We start from the raw sequence: 18,252 nt of genomic DNA, 5'->3' as shown, positions 1-18,252 counted from the left end.
CGCGGCGCGGAGGTCACAGCTCCTGTGAGGTGAGCCACGGCCGGATCTGCCGGCGGGCGTGGTGCAGCCGGGACTTGACGGTGCCCAGCGGGATGCCGAGTCGGTCGACGATCTCGGCGTAGTCCATCTGGCACACGTCGCGGTAGACCAGGGGAGCCACCAGGTGCGGGCTCTCCTGCTCCAGCCGCTCCAGTGCCTCGAGGAGGTCCACCCGGGAGCCGGCGATCACACTCGTCGTCCGCGGGTCCGGGCGCTGCTCCGGGGCGCTCGTCTGGTGCGGGAGCGTCGGCTGCTCGACGGCGCGGCGCTTGAGTTCGCGGTACTTCTGGCGGGAACAGTTGGCCACGATCGTGTGCAGCCAGGTGCTGAAGCGGCTGCGGCCCTGGAAGCGCTCGATGTGCCGGGACACCTGCAGCAGCACGTCCTGCGCGGCTTCCTCGGCGTCCTCGCGGAAGAGGAGGAACCGGCCGCAGTGCCGGACCACGTCGGGCCGGATGGTGCGCAGCAGTGCGTCGAGGGCCGCGCCGTCCCCGGTCGCCGCGCGCGCCGCGAGGGCTTCGGTGTCGGCGGGCGCCGACGGGTCGAGGGGCTCCGACGGGTCGAGGGGCTCCGGTGTCGCTCCGGCGCCGGTCGGCTCAGGCTGCCCGGATGGCTGGTTCACGGCGTGGGGGGAGGACGGTGGGCACATCCAGGCATCATAAGGGGCATGCCTTCACCTGATCAGATCGGCCGCTACCGGGTCGACCGTCGTCTCGGCTCCGGCGCCTTCGCGGTCGTGTGGCTCGCACACGACGACCGTCTGGAGGCACCTGTCGCCGTCAAGGTGATGGCCGACAACTGGGCGCACAGAATGGATATCCGGGACCGTTTCCTGGCCGAGGCCCGACTGCTGCGCAAGGCGTCCTCGGGTGGCGTGGTCCAGGTCTTCGACGTGGGAGAGCTGGATGACGAACGCCCCTATTTCGTCATGGAGTACGCGGACCAGGGCACCGTCGCCGACCGGATGACGCTGGGTCCGCTGCCGGTGGCCGAGGCGGTGCGGCTCACCGCCGAGGCGGCACGCGGCGCGGAGGCCCTCCACGAGGCCGGGGTGGTGCACCGCGATATCAAGCCATCCAATGTCCTGTTGACCAGCGGAGGAGTACAGGGCCGGGAGCGGGTGCTGGTCGCCGATCTGGGCCTGGCCAAGAACCTCGCCCACGCGTCGGGACTGACGGTGGTCGCCGGATCGGTCGGCTACATGGCGCCGGAACAGGCCGAACCCTTCGAGGGCATCGACGCCCGCGCGGACGTCTACAGCCTCGGGGCCGTGCTCTACCACCTGGTCTCGGGCGCCACGCCCGGAACGCCGGACCGGGTGATGCCGCTCGACGAGCTGCGCCCCGGGCTGCCGTCCGCTGTGGGGGCCGCGGTCGGCCGCGCGATGGAACCCGACCGGGAACAGCGCTGGCCGACCGCGGCGGCACTGGCGCGGGAGTTGGACCGGATCGCGGAGACGCTGGAGCACGCCGAGGACGAGCCGGCCTCGCCCGGCGCGGGGGAGGCCGCCCCGGACGCGGCAGCAGGCCAGGACGGCTCCGGCGCGCCGTCCTGGGCGTCCCCGAGCGGTATGCCGTCCACGGTGCGTCCGGCGTCCCCGGAGGCCGCTCAGCCGGCGACTGTGGCCGCTGAGCCGCCCTCCCGGACGTCGGGAGCGGCTGTCGGCCGTCCACTCGCGTCCGAGGCGCCCTCCGCCGGAGCCGGGCCCGCCACGGCGGAGCCGGACCGTGCGGAACCCGCCCCTGCGGAACCCGCCCCTGCGGAGCCGGACCGCGCCGGGCCCGCGTCGTCGGGGTCCGGTTCGTCCGCGTCGGACGCCGGGGGGTCCGTTTCCGCCGGGCGCTCCCACGCATCCCGAGGGCGCGCTCCGGAGGGCGCCCTGCCCGAAGGGCCGCCCGCCGGGGGTTCCGCTCCGGCGGGTTCCTCTTCCGAGGCAGCGGCGCCGGAGACGTCCGCGGCCGGCGCACCAGACTCCCCGGCGCCCGATCCCGCCGCGGTCCGCCCCTCGCCGGAGGGCACGGCGTCCGCGCGTCCCACGCGGCGCCGCCGGACGCGGGCGCTGGCCTTCGGGGCGGCCGTCGTCGTGCTGGCCGGGCTGGGAGTGGCCGCCACGGCGCTGGCCCCGGACCCCCAGCGGACGCCCTCGACCGTGAAGGTGCGCGACACCAGCGGGCGGATCAGCGTGCGGGTGCCGGGCGACTGGGCGCGGGAGTTCACCGACTCGGGCTGGAATCCGACCTCGCTGGGGCTGTCGGCCGACCACGCGCCCGGACTGCTCGTCGCGCAGGACGTGCACGGCTGGCAGGACCTCACCTCGAAGACCAGCGGAGTCTTCGTCGGTCTCGGGGCCGCGGAGGGCAAGGGCGGCGAGAGCGCGGACGGCGCTGACGGTGGGGACGGCGGGGACGGGGAGAGCAGCGCGGCCGGCGCCGCGGAGGTACTGCCCGACAAGGTGGCCGGAATCAAGCACTCGGAGTGCGACTACGCGGGGAGCCGGACCTTCAGCGGTGGAGGGTGGAGCGGGCGCATCCGTACGTGGTCGTCCTGCGCCTCCGGGTACTCGCTGGAGGAGATCGGCCTGAAGTCGACGAAGCAGGGTGGATCCCCCGTGTATGTGCAGATCCGTTGCGAAGAGGGCTGTTCGGACAAGACGGACAAGGTGTTGGGCAGTCTGCGGGTCGGCGCCGACGCCTCGTAGGGCCGGTGTGCCGCAGAGGCAGGGGCAGGGGCAGGGGCAGGGGGCGGACGGCTGCTGCGCGACGGTCGGCCGCCCGGCGTCGGTTTCATCCCGTACGTCCTCTCGGCCCCATGCGGCGCGCGCGTTCCGGTCCAGACCCTGCCTCGCGACCGAACGCGAAAAAAATCCCGGGCGGCCGTGAACTTTCCCGCGTGATCGGCCATCGAATGCTGTGTACGGCGCGAAAGCCCCGAGGCACGCTGGAGACGAGAACCGGCACGCACACGAGGCCGCGGGGAGGCCGAACGACCGCGCGACAGCATGACCAGGGAGTGACGGCAGCCATGACGAAGCGCCAGGACCCGACAACCGCGCAGCTCGCTACGACCCCGTCCGAGGCCGAAGTCCCGGCCCCCGGCGCACCGCGCGCCAACCACCGCAGGCGGCGCCGGGTGACGCGCGTCGCCGCCGCCGCGACCGCGGTGCTGGCGGCGGGCGCGCTGGTGGTCGGCTGCGGCAAGGACCCCGAACCGGCTCCGGAGAAGGTCGGCGGCGACGCCGCCCCGGCCGGAAGCGACAAGTCCGGCGACTCCGGGAACGGGGACGGCAAGAACGGCAGCGAGGACACCGGCGGCAAGCACGGCGACGAGAGCGGCTCGGGCTCCTCCGCGTCGGACTCCGAGGCGTCGGGCTCGTCCTCCGCGAACTCGTCCGACAGCAGGAGCGGATCGGGCTCGTCCTCCGGTTCCCGGTGCGGCACGGGCGACTTGAAGGCGTCGTTCGGCGACAATCACCCGGGAGCCGGGCAGGAGAACTTCGCGCTGGTGCTGACCAACCACTCCGACGACACCTGCACCGTGCGCGGCTACCCCGGGCTCGCCTTCGTCAACGACGCCGGTGAGCAGGTCTCCTTCGATCCGCACCGCACCGACGGGAAGGTCCGGACCGTCGAGTTGAAGCCCGGCAAGAGCGCCTGGGCCCCGCTCTCCTACACCAATCCGAAGATGACGAACGTCACCACGGTCACCCCGAGCGCGGCCAAGGTCACCCCGCCCGACGAGCGGGGCTCCCTGCGGGTGGACTGGTCCGGAGGCCCGGTCACCAACACCGGCAAGGCGTCCGTGCCCAAGATCGGTCCGCTGGCCCCGGGCACCGGCGGCTGAGGCCCCGCCCGCAGGCCGTGCCGCCGCGCTCCGGGCGCCACCTCGCCCTGCCTGTTGGCCGGAACGCCGGGTATCCGGCCGGCCGGGGCTTCCGGCCGGATACGCATCCCGGGGCGGCGGAAGCGGCCACGAGGTCAGGACGAGAGGCGGTCGTCCAGGTCCTCCGGGTCGGCCCACTCCTTCGAGCGCTCGGGCCGTTCGCCGGGGACCGGGCGGAGCAGGGGTCCCACCGGCAGCCAACAGGCCCGCCAGGACACCGCCCATCGTCAGGGCGGCATGCCCCTCCTCGCGGCCGGCGGACGAGAGCGCCGCGCCGAGGATCAGCAGACCGACGGCCACGGCCACCGACACCCCGGCCAGGATCCAGCGAGTACGCGGCTTCCAGCCACCGGCGTCCGACGATTTCTTGTAGGCCTTGCGCAACGCGCCGCGTATCCCGTGTCTGCGTTCCCTGAACCCCCAGACGGTCCAGAGCATGATCCCCACCATGTTGAGGATCATCCCGGCGTTCAGGACGATGTCCTGCCACAGCACGTGCGTGCATTCGACGAACCGGCCCGCGCTGATCTCCACCGCTGCGATACCCATCGTGGACGGTGGCCCCGGAGCCCGCGGAGGTACCGCTTCCGTATGTAAGGGGCGCGACGTGCGCAGGCCGGGACGGGGTGTGCCGTACCCCGTCGGACAGGGGCCGGTCCCGAGCGGACAGAGACCTGGCCCGGATCGGACGGGACCTGATCCGGGTGTGCCGGCCCGCGGGGACCCGCGGGAACGTCGACGCGGGTGGAGGGACGGCGTCCGGACTCCGCTGTTCGCCGGACGTTCGACGGGCGGTGCTGTCCCTTCCGTGGTACGGGAGGCGGACCGGAGACACTCGTGGCTGCCGCGGGGCCGAACGGCTCCGGTGTGCCACTCGGCTCCTGCCTCCTTCGCCCGCTCCTGACTGGCCCGAAGCCCTCGTCCGGGTCAGATTGGAAGCGTGCGGGAAAGGGCGGCCGGGACAGAGCCGGTGAACGGGTACGGCGGCAATGTGGGTCGGCTGTGGCGCTTGGCGCGATGGCTGCCCGCCGCGCTGTGCGCGTTGGGCGTCGTCCTGGACTTCGCGACGCCCCGGGAAGTGTCGGTCTCGGCGCCGTTCGCCGCCGCTCCGCTGGCCGCCGCGGCCTTCCTGGGCCTCCGCGGCACCGTACTCACCGGGATCTTCTCCTCCGGGGCGACCATCCTGTTCTCCGCCTTCCACGACTCCGGCAATGTGCTGGAGGCCGAGGCCCGGTCCATCACCATCGTGACCGTCTCCGTCCTCGCCGTCGGCGTGAACTACGTCCTGCTCCGCAGCGGCAGCAGACTGGCCTCCGCGCGCAGCATCGCCGAGGCCGTGCAGTACGCCGTACTGCCCACACCGCCCTCCCACGTGGGTGCCTTGAGCGTGGCGACGCGGTATCGCGCGGCGCAGGCCGAGGCCCGGATCGGCGGGGACTTCTACGCGGCGGAGGAGACTCCGTACGGCGTAAGACTGCTGCTGGGCGACGTACGGGGCAAAGGGCTCGACGCGGTGGCCGCCGTCGTCCTCCTGGTCGGGGCGTTCCGGGAAGCGGCGGAGCGGGAGGCGACCCTCCCCGGTGTGGCGGCCCGTCTCGACCGGGCTCTCCAGCGGGACGCCCATCGCCTCCAGGGTGCGGCGCGGCTGGAGGACTTCAGCACGGCGGTACTGGTCGAGGTCGTCGACCCGAGCACGCAGCCCCCGAATCCTCCCGCGCCCGGAGCGTCCCCGACCACTCCGGAAGCACCGGGTGGGCCGCGCGCACCGGGTGCAGCGGGTGGTGGCCAAGGCAGCGCGGCCGCGGAGGAGAGAGCCGCAGAGGAGCAGGTCGTCCTGCGCGTCCTCAACCGTGGCCACCCCGCTCCGGTGCTGCTGCACCGCGGCCGGGCCGCCCTGCTGGAGCCCACCATCCCCGCACTCCCGCTCGGCATGACGGACCTGGCCGTATCGCCTCAGCAGGTGGACGAGTTCGTCTTCCCGCCCGGCGCCCAGCTCCTCCTCTACACCGACGGCCTGTCCGAGGCCCGCAACCCGGAGGGCGACTTCTACCAGCCGGCCGAGCGCCTCTCCCGCGCCTCCTTCGCCGATCCGGAGAAGCTGCTGGCGGCGGTCCTCGTCGATGTCGCGGCCCACACCGGTGGCCGGTCAGCGGACGACATGGCCCTGCTCGCCGTCGCCCGCGACACCCCGGGCGACACATCGCGCGACGCCTGAGCCCGGTGCGCCGGCCGGCGCGCCCCCACCGCAGGACGCCGCGCGGGCCGGGCAGGCACGGAGGGGGCCGGTGGAGACCGAGGCGGGACTCACGTCAATTACGGGGAACGGCTTGGAATCCCGGGCGCAGTTCTATTAACGTCCGATAACGCAGCACGGTCGTCACTGCCGTCACGGAAGACGGCACCGTGCGCCGTCGCCGAATCCCGCACGCGGTGCAACAGCAGCACCCGATCGGCCGCACAGCACCGTGGGAACCGGGGAACCACCCCTCCTCGTCAGCCGGACGAGGGGGACGGGGTGAATCGGACGCCCTTGCGAGAGGACGCCCGTAGGAGACCTTCCTGCTCCGAACCCGTCAGCTAACCCGGTAGGCGAGAAGGAAGGAAAGGAGAGCGCCCCCGTGGCCTCCAGATCCCAGGGCTTCGTCGGCCATGCGTCCCAGACGGACGCGTACGCCCCACCCACCGACCCGGCCGGCCACGCAGGCCCGGCAGCGCCCTACGGCCAGGCCGCGCCCCGCGGCCCCGTCCCGGGACCGTCCACATACGGCGACTCCGCCGGCCCGGGCCCCGGCCCCATGCCGCCGCACAAGGACGCGAGTGAAGCCGGTGACGAGCCGTGGGAGGACTGGAACCCTTCCGAGGACTCCGCGATTCCGGTACGGGGCCGGCACCGGGTCGCCAAGCAGCGCGCCGGAGGCGTGGCGCGGGGCGGCACCGTCCTGGGGGTCGGCATGATCGCAGCCGTCGGCGCCGGCGGTATGGCGACCGCCCAGGACCGGGACCCCGGCACGATATCCGTACCCGACGTGGACACCGCCGCCGACGCGCTCCGGAGCATCCCCGACCGGCTGCCCGACGCCGAGGACCTGCCCGGCATCGGCGGCCTGCTCTCCGAGGACGCCGACGGTGCGACGGGCTCCGGCAGCGCCGGGGACGCGCAAGCCGCTCCCCTCACCCAGGCCGGGCTCTCCGACGAAGACAGGGCGGCGGGCCGCACCGACGCGGGCGAGGCCCTGCGGGCCCGCATCCTCGAACAGGCCGAACGCCACCGCTCCGCGGCGGACGAGGAAGCCCGCGAGAAGGCGGCCCGGCAGGCCGCGAGCGCGGCCGCGGCGGAGGCCGCGGAACGGGCCGCCGCTGCCGAAGAGGCGAAGCAGGAGCGGGCGCGCGAGGCCGCCGCCGAGCAGGAGCGCAAGGCGGAAGCCGAGCGGAAGCGCAAGGCCGAAGCGGCCCGCCGCGCCGAACTCGCCCGCAGCTACACGGCACCGCTGGCCTCCTTCCAGCTCAGCGCCGGATTCGGCCAGGCGGGCGGCATGTGGCAGAGCGACCACACCGGACAGGACTTCGCCGCCCCCAACGGCACGCCCGTCAAGGCCGTCCACAGCGGAACGGTCAAGGAGGCCGGCTGGGCCGGTTCGTACGGCTACCGCGTCGTGCTGCGGCTGGAGGACGGTACCGAACTCTGGTTCTGCCACCTCTCGTCCATGACCAGATCGGCCGGCGACAAGGTCGGCACCGGCGATGTGATCGGGCGGGTCGGCTCCACCGGCAACTCCACGGGCCCCCACCTGCACGTCGAGGTCCGCCCGCACGGCGGCGACCCGGTGGACCCGCTGCCGTGGCTCCGCGACAAGGGCGTCAAGGTCTGAGCGCCGACAAGCACGTCAAGGTCCGAGCACGGACAAGGGACTCAGGGGTCTGAGCACGGACACGGGAGTCACAGCTGACCGCACCGCACGCGTGCCCCCGACACGGACCGGCATCGGGGCGCGACGTCCGGGCCGCCCGGTGTGCGCGCCTGCGGGACCGCCCGCCCCCGCGCTACGGTCGCGGCATGCAGATGAATGCCGACAGGAAGATCGGTCAACTGTCCGTCTCACCGCTGGTGCTCGGCGGCAACGTCTTCGGGTGGACGGCGGACACCCCCACCTCGTTCGCGGTGCTCGACGCCTACACCGACGCGGGCGGCAACGTCATCGACACGGCCGACGGCTACTCGGCCTGGGTGGAGGGCAACAGGGGCGGCGAGTCGGAAACCGTCATCGGTGAGTGGCTCGCCGCACGTGGCCCCTCCGTACGCGACAACGTCGTCGTCGCCACCAAGGTGGCCCGCCACCCGGACCACATGGGACTCGCCCCCGCCACCATCAAAGCCGCCTGCGAGGATTCGCTGCGCCGCCTGCAGACGGATCGCATCGACCTCTACTACACGCACTTCGACGACGAATCCGTCGAGGTCTCCGACATCGTCTCGGCCCTCGACGACCTGGTCAGGGAGGGCAAGGTCCGCGAGATCGCCGCCTCCAACATCTCGCCGGCCCGTCTAGCCGCATCGCTCGCGTTCAGCGACCGGGAGGGCGCCGCCCGGTATGTGGCGCTCCAGCCGCACTACAACCTCGTCTCCCGCGACACCTACGAGGGCGAACTGGAAGAGCTCGCCCGACGCGAGTCGCTGGCCGTCCTGCCGTACTACGCGTTGGCCTCCGGATTCCTCACCGGCAAGTACCGTCCCGGCGAGGCCGTCCCCGAGGGAGCACGCGCGGGCAAGGCAGCGCAGCTGCTCGCCACCGAGCGGGGCCAGCGCGTCCTCGCCGCACTGACCACCGTCGCCGCCGCGCACCAGGCGTCCGAGGCCACTGTCGCGCTCGCCTGGCTCGCCGCGCAGCCGACCGTCACGGCCCCCATTGCCAGCGCCCGAGCGGTCGACCAGCTCCCCGCCCTGCTGGCCGTCGCCGACCTGCGGCTCACCAACGACGAACTCCGCCTGCTGACGGACGCGTCCGCGTAGCGCCTCGTCGGCAGGCCGCACGATGACACGGCGGCAGGCCGCAACGGTGACACGGCGAGCGGGCGGGCAGGCGGTGCGTTGCGGATGCCCGGTGGTGCGACACGGTGGTGCGGCTGCCCGGCGCCGGCGCCGCGGCCGAGCCGGGCTCGGGTTCCCGCCGTCCACCCGGGCGACGGGAACCCGAGACACCTCGTGTACCGGTGGTACGAGAGCTGCCCGAGCACCGGGAACGCGGCACCGGCAGCCGCTCAGCCCCGCTGCGGCTGGCCGTACACCCGCTCCACGGGAAGCCGCACCACCTGTCGCCGGTCGGCCACCATGGTGTCCCGGTACTCCGCCCAGTCCGGGTGCTCGCCCCGGATCGCCCGGTACACCTCGATCAACTCCTCGACGGTCGCATCGTGCGGATCCTGTGCGACGGGCGTCAGCTCCGCCGTCCCGTCCACCACCGTCCACGCCCACCCGTCGCTGCTCGTCACGTGATAACTGGCCCGCGAATCCCGCGCCAGGTTCCGGGCCTTGACCCGGTTCGCCGTGATGGAGACCCGCAGCAACCGCTTGTCGGGGTCATACGTGTGATTGACGTTGGACAGCTGAGGGCGCCCGTCCCGCCGCAACGTGACGAGCACGCCTCGGTCGTGTTCGGAGAGGAGTCGGAGAAGGCGGACGTCTGTGTCGAGGATGTCGGTCACGGGTTCTCTCCGGGAGTCTCGGCGTGGAAGCGGGCAGTGGTCATATCGTTCCGGGCCCGGCTCGAGTACGCGGGGATGTGCGGTACACGGCGACGCGTGCGACGGTTCGGGAGGTCCCGCCCGGCTGCGTCGCTGATTCTGCGGGGGCGTCCGGTACGGGTGGTGAAGGCTATCTGTCAGCCGGCATGTCGGACCAACAGGGATTCGGGGATGTCGGAGAGGATCGCGGGCTCCCGGGAGCCGCGATGGGCGAGGTGGAGGTCCTCCCGGGCACGGGTGCAGAGCACGAAGAAGCGAAGACGCGCGGCCACGCCAGTCGGGTCCTCCGTGTACGCATCCAGATCGGGAACGAAGACGCTGTCGAACTCCAGTCCTTTCATGCTGTTCGTGTTCAGGATGCGGATGGGCCGGCTGGAGAAGTCGATGGTGTTCCGATACCGATCGTCGTGTACATAGGCCTGGGTGTGCGCGGCCAGTCCGACGTTCGTGAGCCGACTCTGGATGTCGCGTTGCAGGTGATTCGACCGACAGATGATCCCGATGCTGCGCTCAGGGTGTGCGGAGAAGTACTGAGAGATACCCGTGATGAGATAGTCCAGAGAAGGGACACTGAGGACCGTCGGTGTGCGACCCGCGCTCCTGGACGGAAGCGGGATTCGCTCCCCTCCTCCCTCCTGGAACTCGGAGGCCAGCATGGCGATCTCCCGACTGTTCCGGCGGTTCTCACGCAGGACCAGAGGAGGAGTCTTTGCCACGACTTCCCGGTGGATCTCGGAGACGGTGCTCTGGTCGTCCCCGATCTGCTGGTTCTCGTCCGCGAAAACAGTGAACTCGACGCCGAGGAGGCGGCACCACCGGTAGAAATCGACAGGAAGCCCCTGGCCCTCGTCGATGACGAGGTGCGCCGCTGATGTGACACCTCGGACGATGCAGGCCTGCTGCATCTCGACCCAGGCGTGGTTCCATCCCTCTTCGTCGGTCTTCGGCGGGTCCGAGCCGAAGCGTTCGTTCCAGAAGTCCCGGATCCACCGGTAGGAGGTGGTGACCCGGACGGACTCCGTGAGGTCGGGCGCCAGCTGGGCCAGATATTGATGCAACACATTGGAGCGGGTGAGGAGTGTGACCTCGCGCCCGATCGTGGCCAGCGCCCAGGCCCGGTGGACGGCCAGAACGGTCTTGCCCGAGCCGGGATTCCCGGTGACGACATGGCTGCCGCGGAAGGGCAGATCGATGACCGGACGCTGTTCGGCTTCCAGGTCGAGCAGAGAGGGCGCCCTCATGACTGATCGACGGCTTCAGCGGATTCCTCCAACGCCGCACGGACGACGTCGCCGAAGAAGCCCGGGACGGTGCCGTCACCGATCAGGAGAGTTCTGTCCAACAGAGAGTTGTCGATCTCACAACTCGTCTCGGGGAGAAGCGTGCAGGCATGGCAGGCGGCTCGGTTGAGGTTTGCCAGGGACCTGCCGGTGGAGTCGGCGCAGAGCGGGTCCTGGGAGCACCATTGCGCAGACTCGAGCAGCCGGATCAATGTCTCGACCAGGTTCGGGGGCTGTCCCTGACGGACGAGTCCGCCCAGCGTTCCTTCGGTGTCTCCGGCGGCCGTGTAGATGAACACCCCTGCCTGGGGAGGATGGCCGCTCCCCGGGGTGTGGCTTCTCGCGTAGACGCGCTCGCGGAGCGAAGCTGCGTTGTAGCCGCTGTCATAGGAGAGTTGACGAATGAACTGGTGCGCCAGCGTGTGCAGCATGACGAAGCGAGGCAGCAGAGCCGGCCCGGTCTTCCCTCTGAGCCAGTCAACCTTGAAGGACGCTTCGAGATTCCTCGCGATCGACAGTGTTCGGTCATGGACCGAGGGAATGCGCTCCCACGACCTGAGCCGTTCCTCGTCGACGGCGATGAAGATCCCTTCGCCGTAGGTCTCGACAGCCGGCAGCCACTGGGCCCGCGCACGGGTGTTGACGGATACGACTCGCCCGCCCTCGCCCGCCTCACCCTCGACGGAACTCGGTTCGTACCGGGAAAATCCTTCGAGCGCCCGGACCTCGCGAATCCGATGGGCGACGACGACTGTCGAGAGCCGCGCAGCCAGCTCTCTCATCGAGACCGGATCCCCGTCATGCACCTCGAGGCTGGTCCGACGTACCGAGAACGTCTCCGAGTCGACGGCGGACTCGGGTTCGGAGAACGCGGCCCACTCGGCGATGCTGAGGTCGTCGTCGGCATCCCCCATGAACGGCACCGAGGCGGTCTCGGCGGCATGGCGACGCTCCAGCGATTCGACGAAGTCTTCGTCGACGCCGCAGGAGATGGCGATCAGGGTGCGGTAGGCGGGGGCCATGGGACCGTTGTCGGCGCTCATGAGCATCGTCCAGTGCTTGTCATTGATGACGGCCTGGGCCGCCTCGTCGTCCACGGAGAATCCCGAGGGCGCGGGAATGTCGATCGCCGAGTGCGTGATCGGAAAGTAGACGTTCGAGGCTCCGCGTTGCACGGCCTGCGGTGTTTCCTCACAGGCTTCCGCCTCGTCGGACTCCGACTCCCACGGATGGGTGCCGGGGCACCTGAACCCGGACTTGCCGAGGATGTTCTGCCGGCTGAGCCCCGCCAGACTGCGACTGGCCCGGCAGACGGCGCAGCGCACCCGCAGGGCCTCCAGACCGGACGAGTCCGGAGTCGCGACGAATCGGAGGCGGCTGACCTGGCACTGGCGCTGAGCGTGGTCGTCGCTCCGGGAATGGGCCCATCGGCGCCAGTCGATGTCGGCCATGTGGCCGGCCCGGCACACCTGGATGAAACGCATCGGTGCCAACTGCACTTTTCCGGCGCACTGCCGGCATGTCGGTTGTCTGTTCCGGACCTCATAATCCGGACGCCACCGCAGCATGTTCCTGCACTGAGGGCAGAACAACCACTTGGGAAAGCGTACGTACAACGGCCCCGAGCGCGTCGTATGCGCAGCCTTGCCGGACGGTACGGCCGGGGCCGCGCGGAGACCGTGAACGCCCAGCTTGGCGACGAGACGGGGTGCTTCCACCGCTTCGGCCGAGGCTGCCCACCCCAGTGTGTCCTCGGCGACGAACGATTCACCACGCAGGTCGATGATCCCGCCGACACCGAACGGAACGATGGTCTGTGACCTGCGGACTTTGTGCCGGACGTCCTTCATCGGTCACATTCCTCTCACGACGAGAAGGCATTCACGGTCGACGTTGCGCATCGACTGGGGCGTCTCCCACAGACCGTCCTGCTTGCCGAAGTCGGTGAGCAGTGCTTCGTACGACCGCCCCTGGGGCCGGTAGTAGAGACGTGTTCCGTCTCCGCGCGCGATCTCGGCCTGCTGCTGCCATTCCTCGATCAGTCTGTCCAGCTGTTCGGTCGCGGCACCGACCTCGTCTGGATCGGCGCGGCGCACATGGTCCACCACCAGATCGCGTATCGCGTGGACCTCGTCCAGGTGGTCGAGGATCTCGCCGGCTCGGTTCTCGGAATTGAGGCCCTTGATCCCGTGCCGGACGAGGATGGTGAGCACCGCGTGCAGGGCCCGGTTGCGCGAGGGCATGGACCACGGAGTGATGCTGGTCGGTTCGACGTGCCGGTAGAGGGAGCTGTGGTACACACCGAACGATTCGTAGTGAGATCTGTCCCGCGGTTTGGTGGAGCGGAAGAGCGTGACGATCAGTCCGGGGACGTGCCGACGACCGACGCGACTGGTCGCCTGGATGTACTCCGAGGTCGTCTTGGGCTGGCCGTTCATGAGCATGAGGCCGAGTCGGGGGACGTCGACGCCGACGGAGAGCATGTTGGTCGTGGCGAGGAACGAGATGCTGCCGCGTTCCTTGAAGCTCTTGCCGAGACGCTCGAGGAGCCGAGGCTGTTCGGCCCGTGCGATGTTGCTGGTCAGCTCGACCACCGAGTCGTCGTCCAGCTTGCGTCGTCGGGAGTCGTCCTTCGTCAGGTGATCGAGACGGGCCGGGATGTCGTCGCGGGCGATCGTGACCGTCCGCCCCAGCTCCCGGAGGCTGTTGTGGTAGGCCACCGTGGTCCAGTAGGCGTCGCGCGTGGTGTCGCTGTCGCCGACCTCCTTCGGGGCCTGCAGGGCCGCTGCCCCCACATGGACCGTCGATGTCGAGGCAGTGTGGCCTTGCGCCATGACACCGACGTACAGTCTGCCCGGCCTGTGCGTGTCGGGTGTGGCGAAGAAGGACTCGCCGGCCTTGATGCCGGCCGGGGGGAAGAGCTGGGTCGGACGTCCGTAGAGGCCGCGGACCTGGTCATGCGAACGGCGGATGGTCGCCGTCGACGCGATGACCTTGGGAGCGGAGCCGTCGCGGGTGCACAGTTCGAGAATCGCCGATTCGTACAGTCCGACGGTCGTCCCCAGTGGGCCGGCCAGCAGGTGCAGCTCGTCCTGGATCACGAGTGAGGGCGGCCGCTTGCCGTCTCTGCGTCCGAAGAGGGATCCGGCCTCCGGTTCCCAGGCCAGCCGGGCGAACTTGTCCACCGTGCCCAGCACGAATGTGGGCGGCTCGCGGTAGATCTCCTCGTCCACGACGGACACAGGCAGCCGTTCGTGGAACACACAGGTGGAGCGAGTGCAGAAGAAGCCTGTGGTGACGCCATCGGCCACGATGCCGAAATCCTTCTCGACTGCCCGGCGTTCCGGCACGATCTCCGTTCCGCACCAGGGGCAACGCTCCAACAGGAAGCGGTCGTCGGGAGAGTTCAACTGCTTCAGTGCGGAGAGCTCGTCCTGTGCGTCGGCGATCCGGTTCGGCGTCGTCTGCTGACCGACCCAGAGCCCCACGGAGATGGGCTCCTCTCCCAGGTCGTGCGGGAGCGCTCCGTCGAATCCCAGCCTGATGTACTCCAGCGCGCAGACGGCGGTGGCCGTCCGCTGGAACTGCTGCGTGGTGAGCAGACTCAGCGTGTAGCGACTCAGTACGGCGGTGCCGCCGCCTGCCGCACCGAACCGCAGCCGACGCCAGAGGATCTCGAAGCACGCGGTGAGGAGATACGCCTCCGTCTTGCCGCCACCGGTCGGAAACCAGATGAGATCGACCGTCTCCCGGTCCTCGTGGTTCGGGTTCATCAGGCCCTCGACCACGAGCAGGAAGTACGCGAGCTGGAAGGGATGCCACGCGTAGTCCTCGGGCGGTTCCGTCAGCTCGACGAGGTCGCTCTTCCTGGTCCGTCGGCTGCCCGCCAGTTCCGGACGACTGTGCAGCATCTGGAGCGCCATCGCGCGGTTTGCCAGGCGAAAGGCTTCACGGGCCTGGGCTCCCGCCGGGGTCGACGCGGTGAGGGCGTCGACCCCGGACGAGACGCGTTCGACCGCGCGCGCGATGCGGTCGAGGATCCGTGCGGCGGGGGCGGCGGCCCACGGTTTGAGGGATTCGGCCTCTCTGCGCTGGGCGTCGAGCCAGCCGCGGTAGTCCTCGACGAACGAGTGCAGCTCCGCTCGGAGAGCGTCCGGCGAGCGATCCGTTCGCGAGAGGTGGGCGAGCCGTAGCACGGGGAGGTCGCGGGGGCCGTCCGGCTTGATGTGCGCGACCACCTGCCGGGGCATGACCTGGGCCCGGACCGAGGTGACCGGTGAGGGCACATCGTCGTCCCCGTCGTCCCACTCGACGGCGCATCCGTGCCCCACGGCCCGGGTCACGACGTGCCGGTACTGGACGCGGAGCTCCTGCTCCTCCTCGTCACGACTGGTGAGACGGGTACTCGGATACTCGAGTACCTCCCCGCCGACCGTCGTGACCGTCAACCCGGCCTGGAAGAGCATCAGATCGCGGTCCTTGTAGGTGCTCTCCTCCTCGTTGTGGGCGTTCGCCAGTACACACGTCACGAGATGTCCCGCAGCATAGGGACGCCACCGGACGTGCAGCCGACCGTGCCCCTCCAGCACGTGCATCGGGCTCGGGTCGTCCTTCTCGACGGTCGTGTGCGAGAAGAGCCGCGGCTGCCTGTGCCAACTGCGTCGCCCGCCCTCGCGGTGAGTGAGATAACGCGAGGCCTCGCACCTCACTTCGATCTCATGGGCATCGGTGAAGAAGGAGAAGCCGAGAGACGACGGCAACCATGCGTTCGCCTCGGCCACCGGGTCGTCCGCGAAGGTGTCCTCCTCCTCGCTTCCGGCGGCGGCCTCGTGAAAGTCCTCCTCGCCCTCCGCCTGCGAGTGCGCCTGCAGCGAGGCGCCGCGGGGATAGAGGGTGCCCATCAGATAGCGGCGGTCAGGGGGATCGACCAGGATCTCGTCCTCGCGGCCGGCGGGCCCCACCAATTGCTCACGCAGATAACTCACGAACGCGTCGCGGTGATCGGAGAGGAGCTCGGCCTTCTCGCCCAGGTCGCTCATGCGGTCTGTGCCTCCCGCCTCAGCACCGCGATGCCCAGCTGTTTCAGCAGCTCCCGGGTACCGGGCCGGCAGGCGATCCACAGTTGTGAGCGCGCTCTGGTCCAGGCGACATAGATCGCGTCGAGTCGGCCTTCGAGGTGGGCGGGTTCGAGGTCGATCAGACAGACGATGTGGTTCTCGTGGCCCTTGAAGTCCGACACCGAGGACCAGAGGGGCCGTCGCTTCCGGTTGTCTGTCCCGACGACATCGGTGAATCGCTGGATCCTGGAGGCACGTCCGGAGAGCCGTGCGGAGCTGGTCTCCCAGTCGCCGGAGACGGACAGCAGCGTGATCTCCTCCGGGGAGACGCCTTCGGCCACGAGGCCGTCGATGTAGGCGTCGAGAGCGGCCGCCTCGTCCCGGACGTCCTGCACGGCGGGGAAGCGCACCTTCTCGCCCTCGCCCGCCGACGCGACGCCCAGGTCGGCACCGGTGTAGGAGCGGACCTGATCGACGATCTGATGGGTGTTGCGGCAGTTGCGCCGCAGAGGACCCACGACGCAGCCGAGGTCGGACAGCCATTTCCAGGTGTCGGGATCGTAGGCGTCCAGGTTCAGCACCTGGTTGTTCTGGTCCAGCATGAAGAGCCAGCGTCCCTCGGAGAGGCCTCCCGAGAGCAGAGGATCCAGGGTGCCGAGAAGGGAGTCGACGTTCATCAGGTCCTGTGCCTCGTCCACGATCAACTGGTCGAAGACACGACCCTTCACCTCGTCCAGCCGGTGGTAGGGCAGGACGGTTGTCGCGTCGTCGGCGAGTACGCGCGTCATATGGGTCGCCAAGGTGGTGCCGACACAGGTGAACAGGACGCTGCCGTGCGTGGCGCGGCGGCGTGCCGCCTCCGCGGCGAGGAACGTCTTGCCCGTCCCCGCGCCACCGGTGAGAATCAGTCGCTTGTTGGACTCGACCTCGTCCAGCTTTTCCATCTGCTCGGCGGTGAGACGCTCGAAGGTGGCGTCGAGGTCGGTCAACCGGGACCGAAGGTTCGGCACCCGGTCGAAGTCGGGCCGAATGGCGTCCAGCATCTTCCGCCGGAGCGCCGGGGAGATGGGGCCGGCCCACTTGTTCTCCGAACGCCAGTGGGCGGTGGCACGCTCGATTCCGCCGGCCAGGCCGCGCCCGCCGTTCCAGGCGGTACTCCCCAGGTACTGCTCGGGCTCGAAGTGCGTCATACGGGGAATGTCCACATCAGGCGTGATGACCAGATAGCCGCCGAGTACGCCTTGACGTCTCAGGTTGCCGACCAGCACGCTCATCTCGCGCTCGAACTCGTGCATCCCTGCATTGGCCTGTTCCCAGGGGCTCTCCTCCTTCCGGTCCTCCCGACCGGGCGGTCCGTAGTACCACTTGCCGTCATGCTGGACGATTCGTCCGCCCTTGACCTCGATGAAGAGCAGGATGTCGGGCGTGATGACCACGAAGTCGATCTCGCCCACTCGCTTCCTGTGGTGCTTGGGGAGGTGGACCGTGTGCAGTGCCACGCTCTGATCGTCAGGGATCGCCTGCAACGCTGCGAACACATCGCGCTCGGCCTTGCTCCTGGTCCGGCTCGAGATCTCGCTCGGAATGATGCGCATCCACTCTCCCCACGGTCACGATGTGCCCCTCAAAAATACAAACACCCGGCGTTCGCGTGGGCTGCTCCTGGCCGGAAGTGCTGGCAGGCACGGCTCACCGATGATGGACTTGCCGGGGGACCGAGTAGCAGCGCGGGGGCGGGAGAACGATGGTCACGGATCCGGGTGACACGGCCGCGGGGCCGATGACCGAGGCTGGGCGTGACCTGCTGGTACGACTCATACGGCGATTCACCGACGAAGGAGTCGACCGGCACACCGCTGTCAGCCAGGTGATGAGGGGCGCCCGCCTCGGCGACCGGCAGACGCAGGCGCTGTACGAAGCCGTGGCCGCGGCGTCCGTCGCCGATGAAGACGACCGGGAGCCGGTGGAGTTCGAGCCGGGCGGTGCGAGGACTGTCGATCTGCGGGCGGGCCCCGGTGAGCTGCCCGAGCGGTCGGAGACGCACTCCCCCCGGAGGGAACCGGAACCCCCGGGTCCCGTCTCCTCGCGGGCGACGTCGCACCGTGACGACACGGACAGCGCTCGGCGCGCCGCTCGCGCTCTGCTCGAGGCCGACCGGAGGGTGGCCCGCCCGAACCGGGTGCTGAAGGCCGAGGAGGAGGTCGGGCTCTGTCTCCTGTTCCGAGGGGAGAGAGGAATCTCGGAACCGCTGCCCGAGA

Annotated in this window: 11 protein-coding genes and 1 riboswitch; of the genes, 5 read left to right on the top strand and 6 right to left on the bottom strand. The window is 70.2% G+C overall.

Going from position 1 to position 18,252, the window contains the following annotated elements; translation table 11 throughout:
- Nucleotides 1-13: 13 nt before the first annotated feature.
- The gene (locus P2424_RS14510) at nucleotides 14-688 is read right to left on the bottom strand and encodes a sigma-70 family RNA polymerase sigma factor (RefSeq protein WP_276476162.1); all 675 of its coding nucleotides are present in this window, start codon (nucleotides 686-688) and stop codon (nucleotides 14-16) included.
- An 18-nt stretch (nucleotides 689-706) separates the two neighbouring features.
- Between P2424_RS14510 and P2424_RS30990 the strand changes: the two genes are divergently transcribed.
- The 5 genes from P2424_RS30990 to P2424_RS14485 all read left to right on the top strand — a co-directional run bounded on the left by P2424_RS30990 (nucleotide 707) and on the right by P2424_RS14485 (nucleotide 8,926).
- Nucleotides 707-2,737, top strand: a complete 2,031-nt coding sequence (locus P2424_RS30990) for a protein kinase (protein ID WP_346660085.1) — start codon at nucleotides 707-709, stop codon at nucleotides 2,735-2,737.
- Between the two features lie 323 nt (nucleotides 2,738-3,060).
- Nucleotides 3,061-3,879 (top strand): DUF4232 domain-containing protein, encoded by an 819-nt coding sequence (locus P2424_RS14500; RefSeq protein ID WP_276476161.1) that lies wholly within the window; start codon nucleotides 3,061-3,063, stop codon nucleotides 3,877-3,879.
- A gap of 979 nt (nucleotides 3,880-4,858) precedes the next feature.
- A complete protein-coding gene (locus tag P2424_RS14495; protein WP_276476160.1) occupies nucleotides 4,859-6,133 on the top strand; it encodes a PP2C family protein-serine/threonine phosphatase in 1,275 nt (424 codons plus the stop codon).
- A gap of 187 nt (nucleotides 6,134-6,320) precedes the next feature.
- Nucleotides 6,321-6,525: riboswitch (cyclic di-AMP (ydaO/yuaA leader) on the top strand.
- Between the two features lie 11 nt (nucleotides 6,526-6,536).
- Complete coding sequence (locus tag P2424_RS14490) at nucleotides 6,537-7,787, top strand: peptidoglycan DD-metalloendopeptidase family protein (protein WP_276476159.1); 1,251 nt, start codon at nucleotides 6,537-6,539, stop codon at nucleotides 7,785-7,787.
- Nucleotides 7,788-7,978: 191 nt separating this feature from the next.
- Nucleotides 7,979-8,926: an aldo/keto reductase gene (locus tag P2424_RS14485; protein WP_276478974.1), complete on the top strand. Its 948-nt coding sequence runs from the start codon at nucleotides 7,979-7,981 to the stop codon at nucleotides 8,924-8,926.
- A gap of 248 nt (nucleotides 8,927-9,174) precedes the next feature.
- Here P2424_RS14485 and P2424_RS14480 read toward each other — a convergent pair whose 3' ends face one another.
- The 5 genes from P2424_RS14480 to P2424_RS14460 all read right to left on the bottom strand — a co-directional run bounded on the left by P2424_RS14480 (nucleotide 9,175) and on the right by P2424_RS14460 (nucleotide 17,589).
- Nucleotides 9,175-9,618, bottom strand: coding sequence for a PPOX class F420-dependent oxidoreductase (locus tag P2424_RS14480; protein WP_276476158.1), 444 nt, complete (start codon nucleotides 9,616-9,618; stop codon nucleotides 9,175-9,177).
- Nucleotides 9,619-9,794: 176 nt separating this feature from the next.
- Nucleotides 9,795-10,898 (bottom strand): DNA helicase, encoded by a 1,104-nt coding sequence (locus P2424_RS14475; RefSeq protein ID WP_276476157.1) that lies wholly within the window; start codon nucleotides 10,896-10,898, stop codon nucleotides 9,795-9,797.
- A complete protein-coding gene (locus P2424_RS14470) occupies nucleotides 10,895-12,787 on the bottom strand; it encodes a DUF1998 domain-containing protein (protein WP_276476156.1) in 1,893 nt (630 codons plus the stop codon). The genes P2424_RS14475 and P2424_RS14470 overlap by 4 nt, the downstream gene beginning before the upstream one ends.
- A 3-nt stretch (nucleotides 12,788-12,790) precedes the next feature.
- Nucleotides 12,791-15,976: a helicase-related protein gene (locus P2424_RS14465; protein ID WP_276476155.1), complete on the bottom strand. Its 3,186-nt coding sequence runs from the start codon at nucleotides 15,974-15,976 to the stop codon at nucleotides 12,791-12,793.
- Complete coding sequence (locus P2424_RS14460) at nucleotides 15,973-17,589, bottom strand: NERD domain-containing protein/DEAD/DEAH box helicase (protein ID WP_276476154.1); 1,617 nt, start codon at nucleotides 17,587-17,589, stop codon at nucleotides 15,973-15,975. Before P2424_RS14460 ends, P2424_RS14465 begins: the two co-directional genes overlap by 4 nt.
- Nucleotides 17,590-18,252: the final 663 nt, after the last annotated feature.

Source organism: Streptomyces sp. WMMB303, assembly GCF_029351045.1.
Taxonomy (GTDB): domain Bacteria; phylum Actinomycetota; class Actinomycetes; order Streptomycetales; family Streptomycetaceae; genus Streptomyces.
Note: the sequence above shows the minus strand (reverse complement) of the source record. Positions and strands in the feature narration are given on the sequence as shown.

Bases quoted from the DNA above. Each gene is read 5' to 3' on its own strand.
- P2424_RS14510 (WP_276476162.1), bottom strand. From the start codon at position 688: ATGTGCCCACCGTCCTCCCCCCACGCCGTGAACCAGCCATCCGGGCAG.
- P2424_RS30990 (WP_346660085.1), top strand. From the start codon at position 707: ATGCCTTCACCTGATCAGATCGGCCGCTACCGGGTCGACCGTCGTCTC.
- P2424_RS14500 (WP_276476161.1), top strand. From the start codon at position 3,061: ATGACGAAGCGCCAGGACCCGACAACCGCGCAGCTCGCTACGACCCCG.
- P2424_RS14485 (WP_276478974.1), top strand. From the start codon at position 7,979: ATGAATGCCGACAGGAAGATCGGTCAACTGTCCGTCTCACCGCTGGTG.
- P2424_RS14475 (WP_276476157.1), bottom strand. From the start codon at position 10,898: ATGAGGGCGCCCTCTCTGCTCGACCTGGAAGCCGAACAGCGTCCGGTC.
- P2424_RS14470 (WP_276476156.1), bottom strand. From the start codon at position 12,787: ATGAAGGACGTCCGGCACAAAGTCCGCAGGTCACAGACCATCGTTCCG.
- P2424_RS14465 (WP_276476155.1), bottom strand. From the start codon at position 15,976: ATGAGCGACCTGGGCGAGAAGGCCGAGCTCCTCTCCGATCACCGCGAC.
- P2424_RS14460 (WP_276476154.1), bottom strand. From the start codon at position 17,589: ATGCGCATCATTCCGAGCGAGATCTCGAGCCGGACCAGGAGCAAGGCC.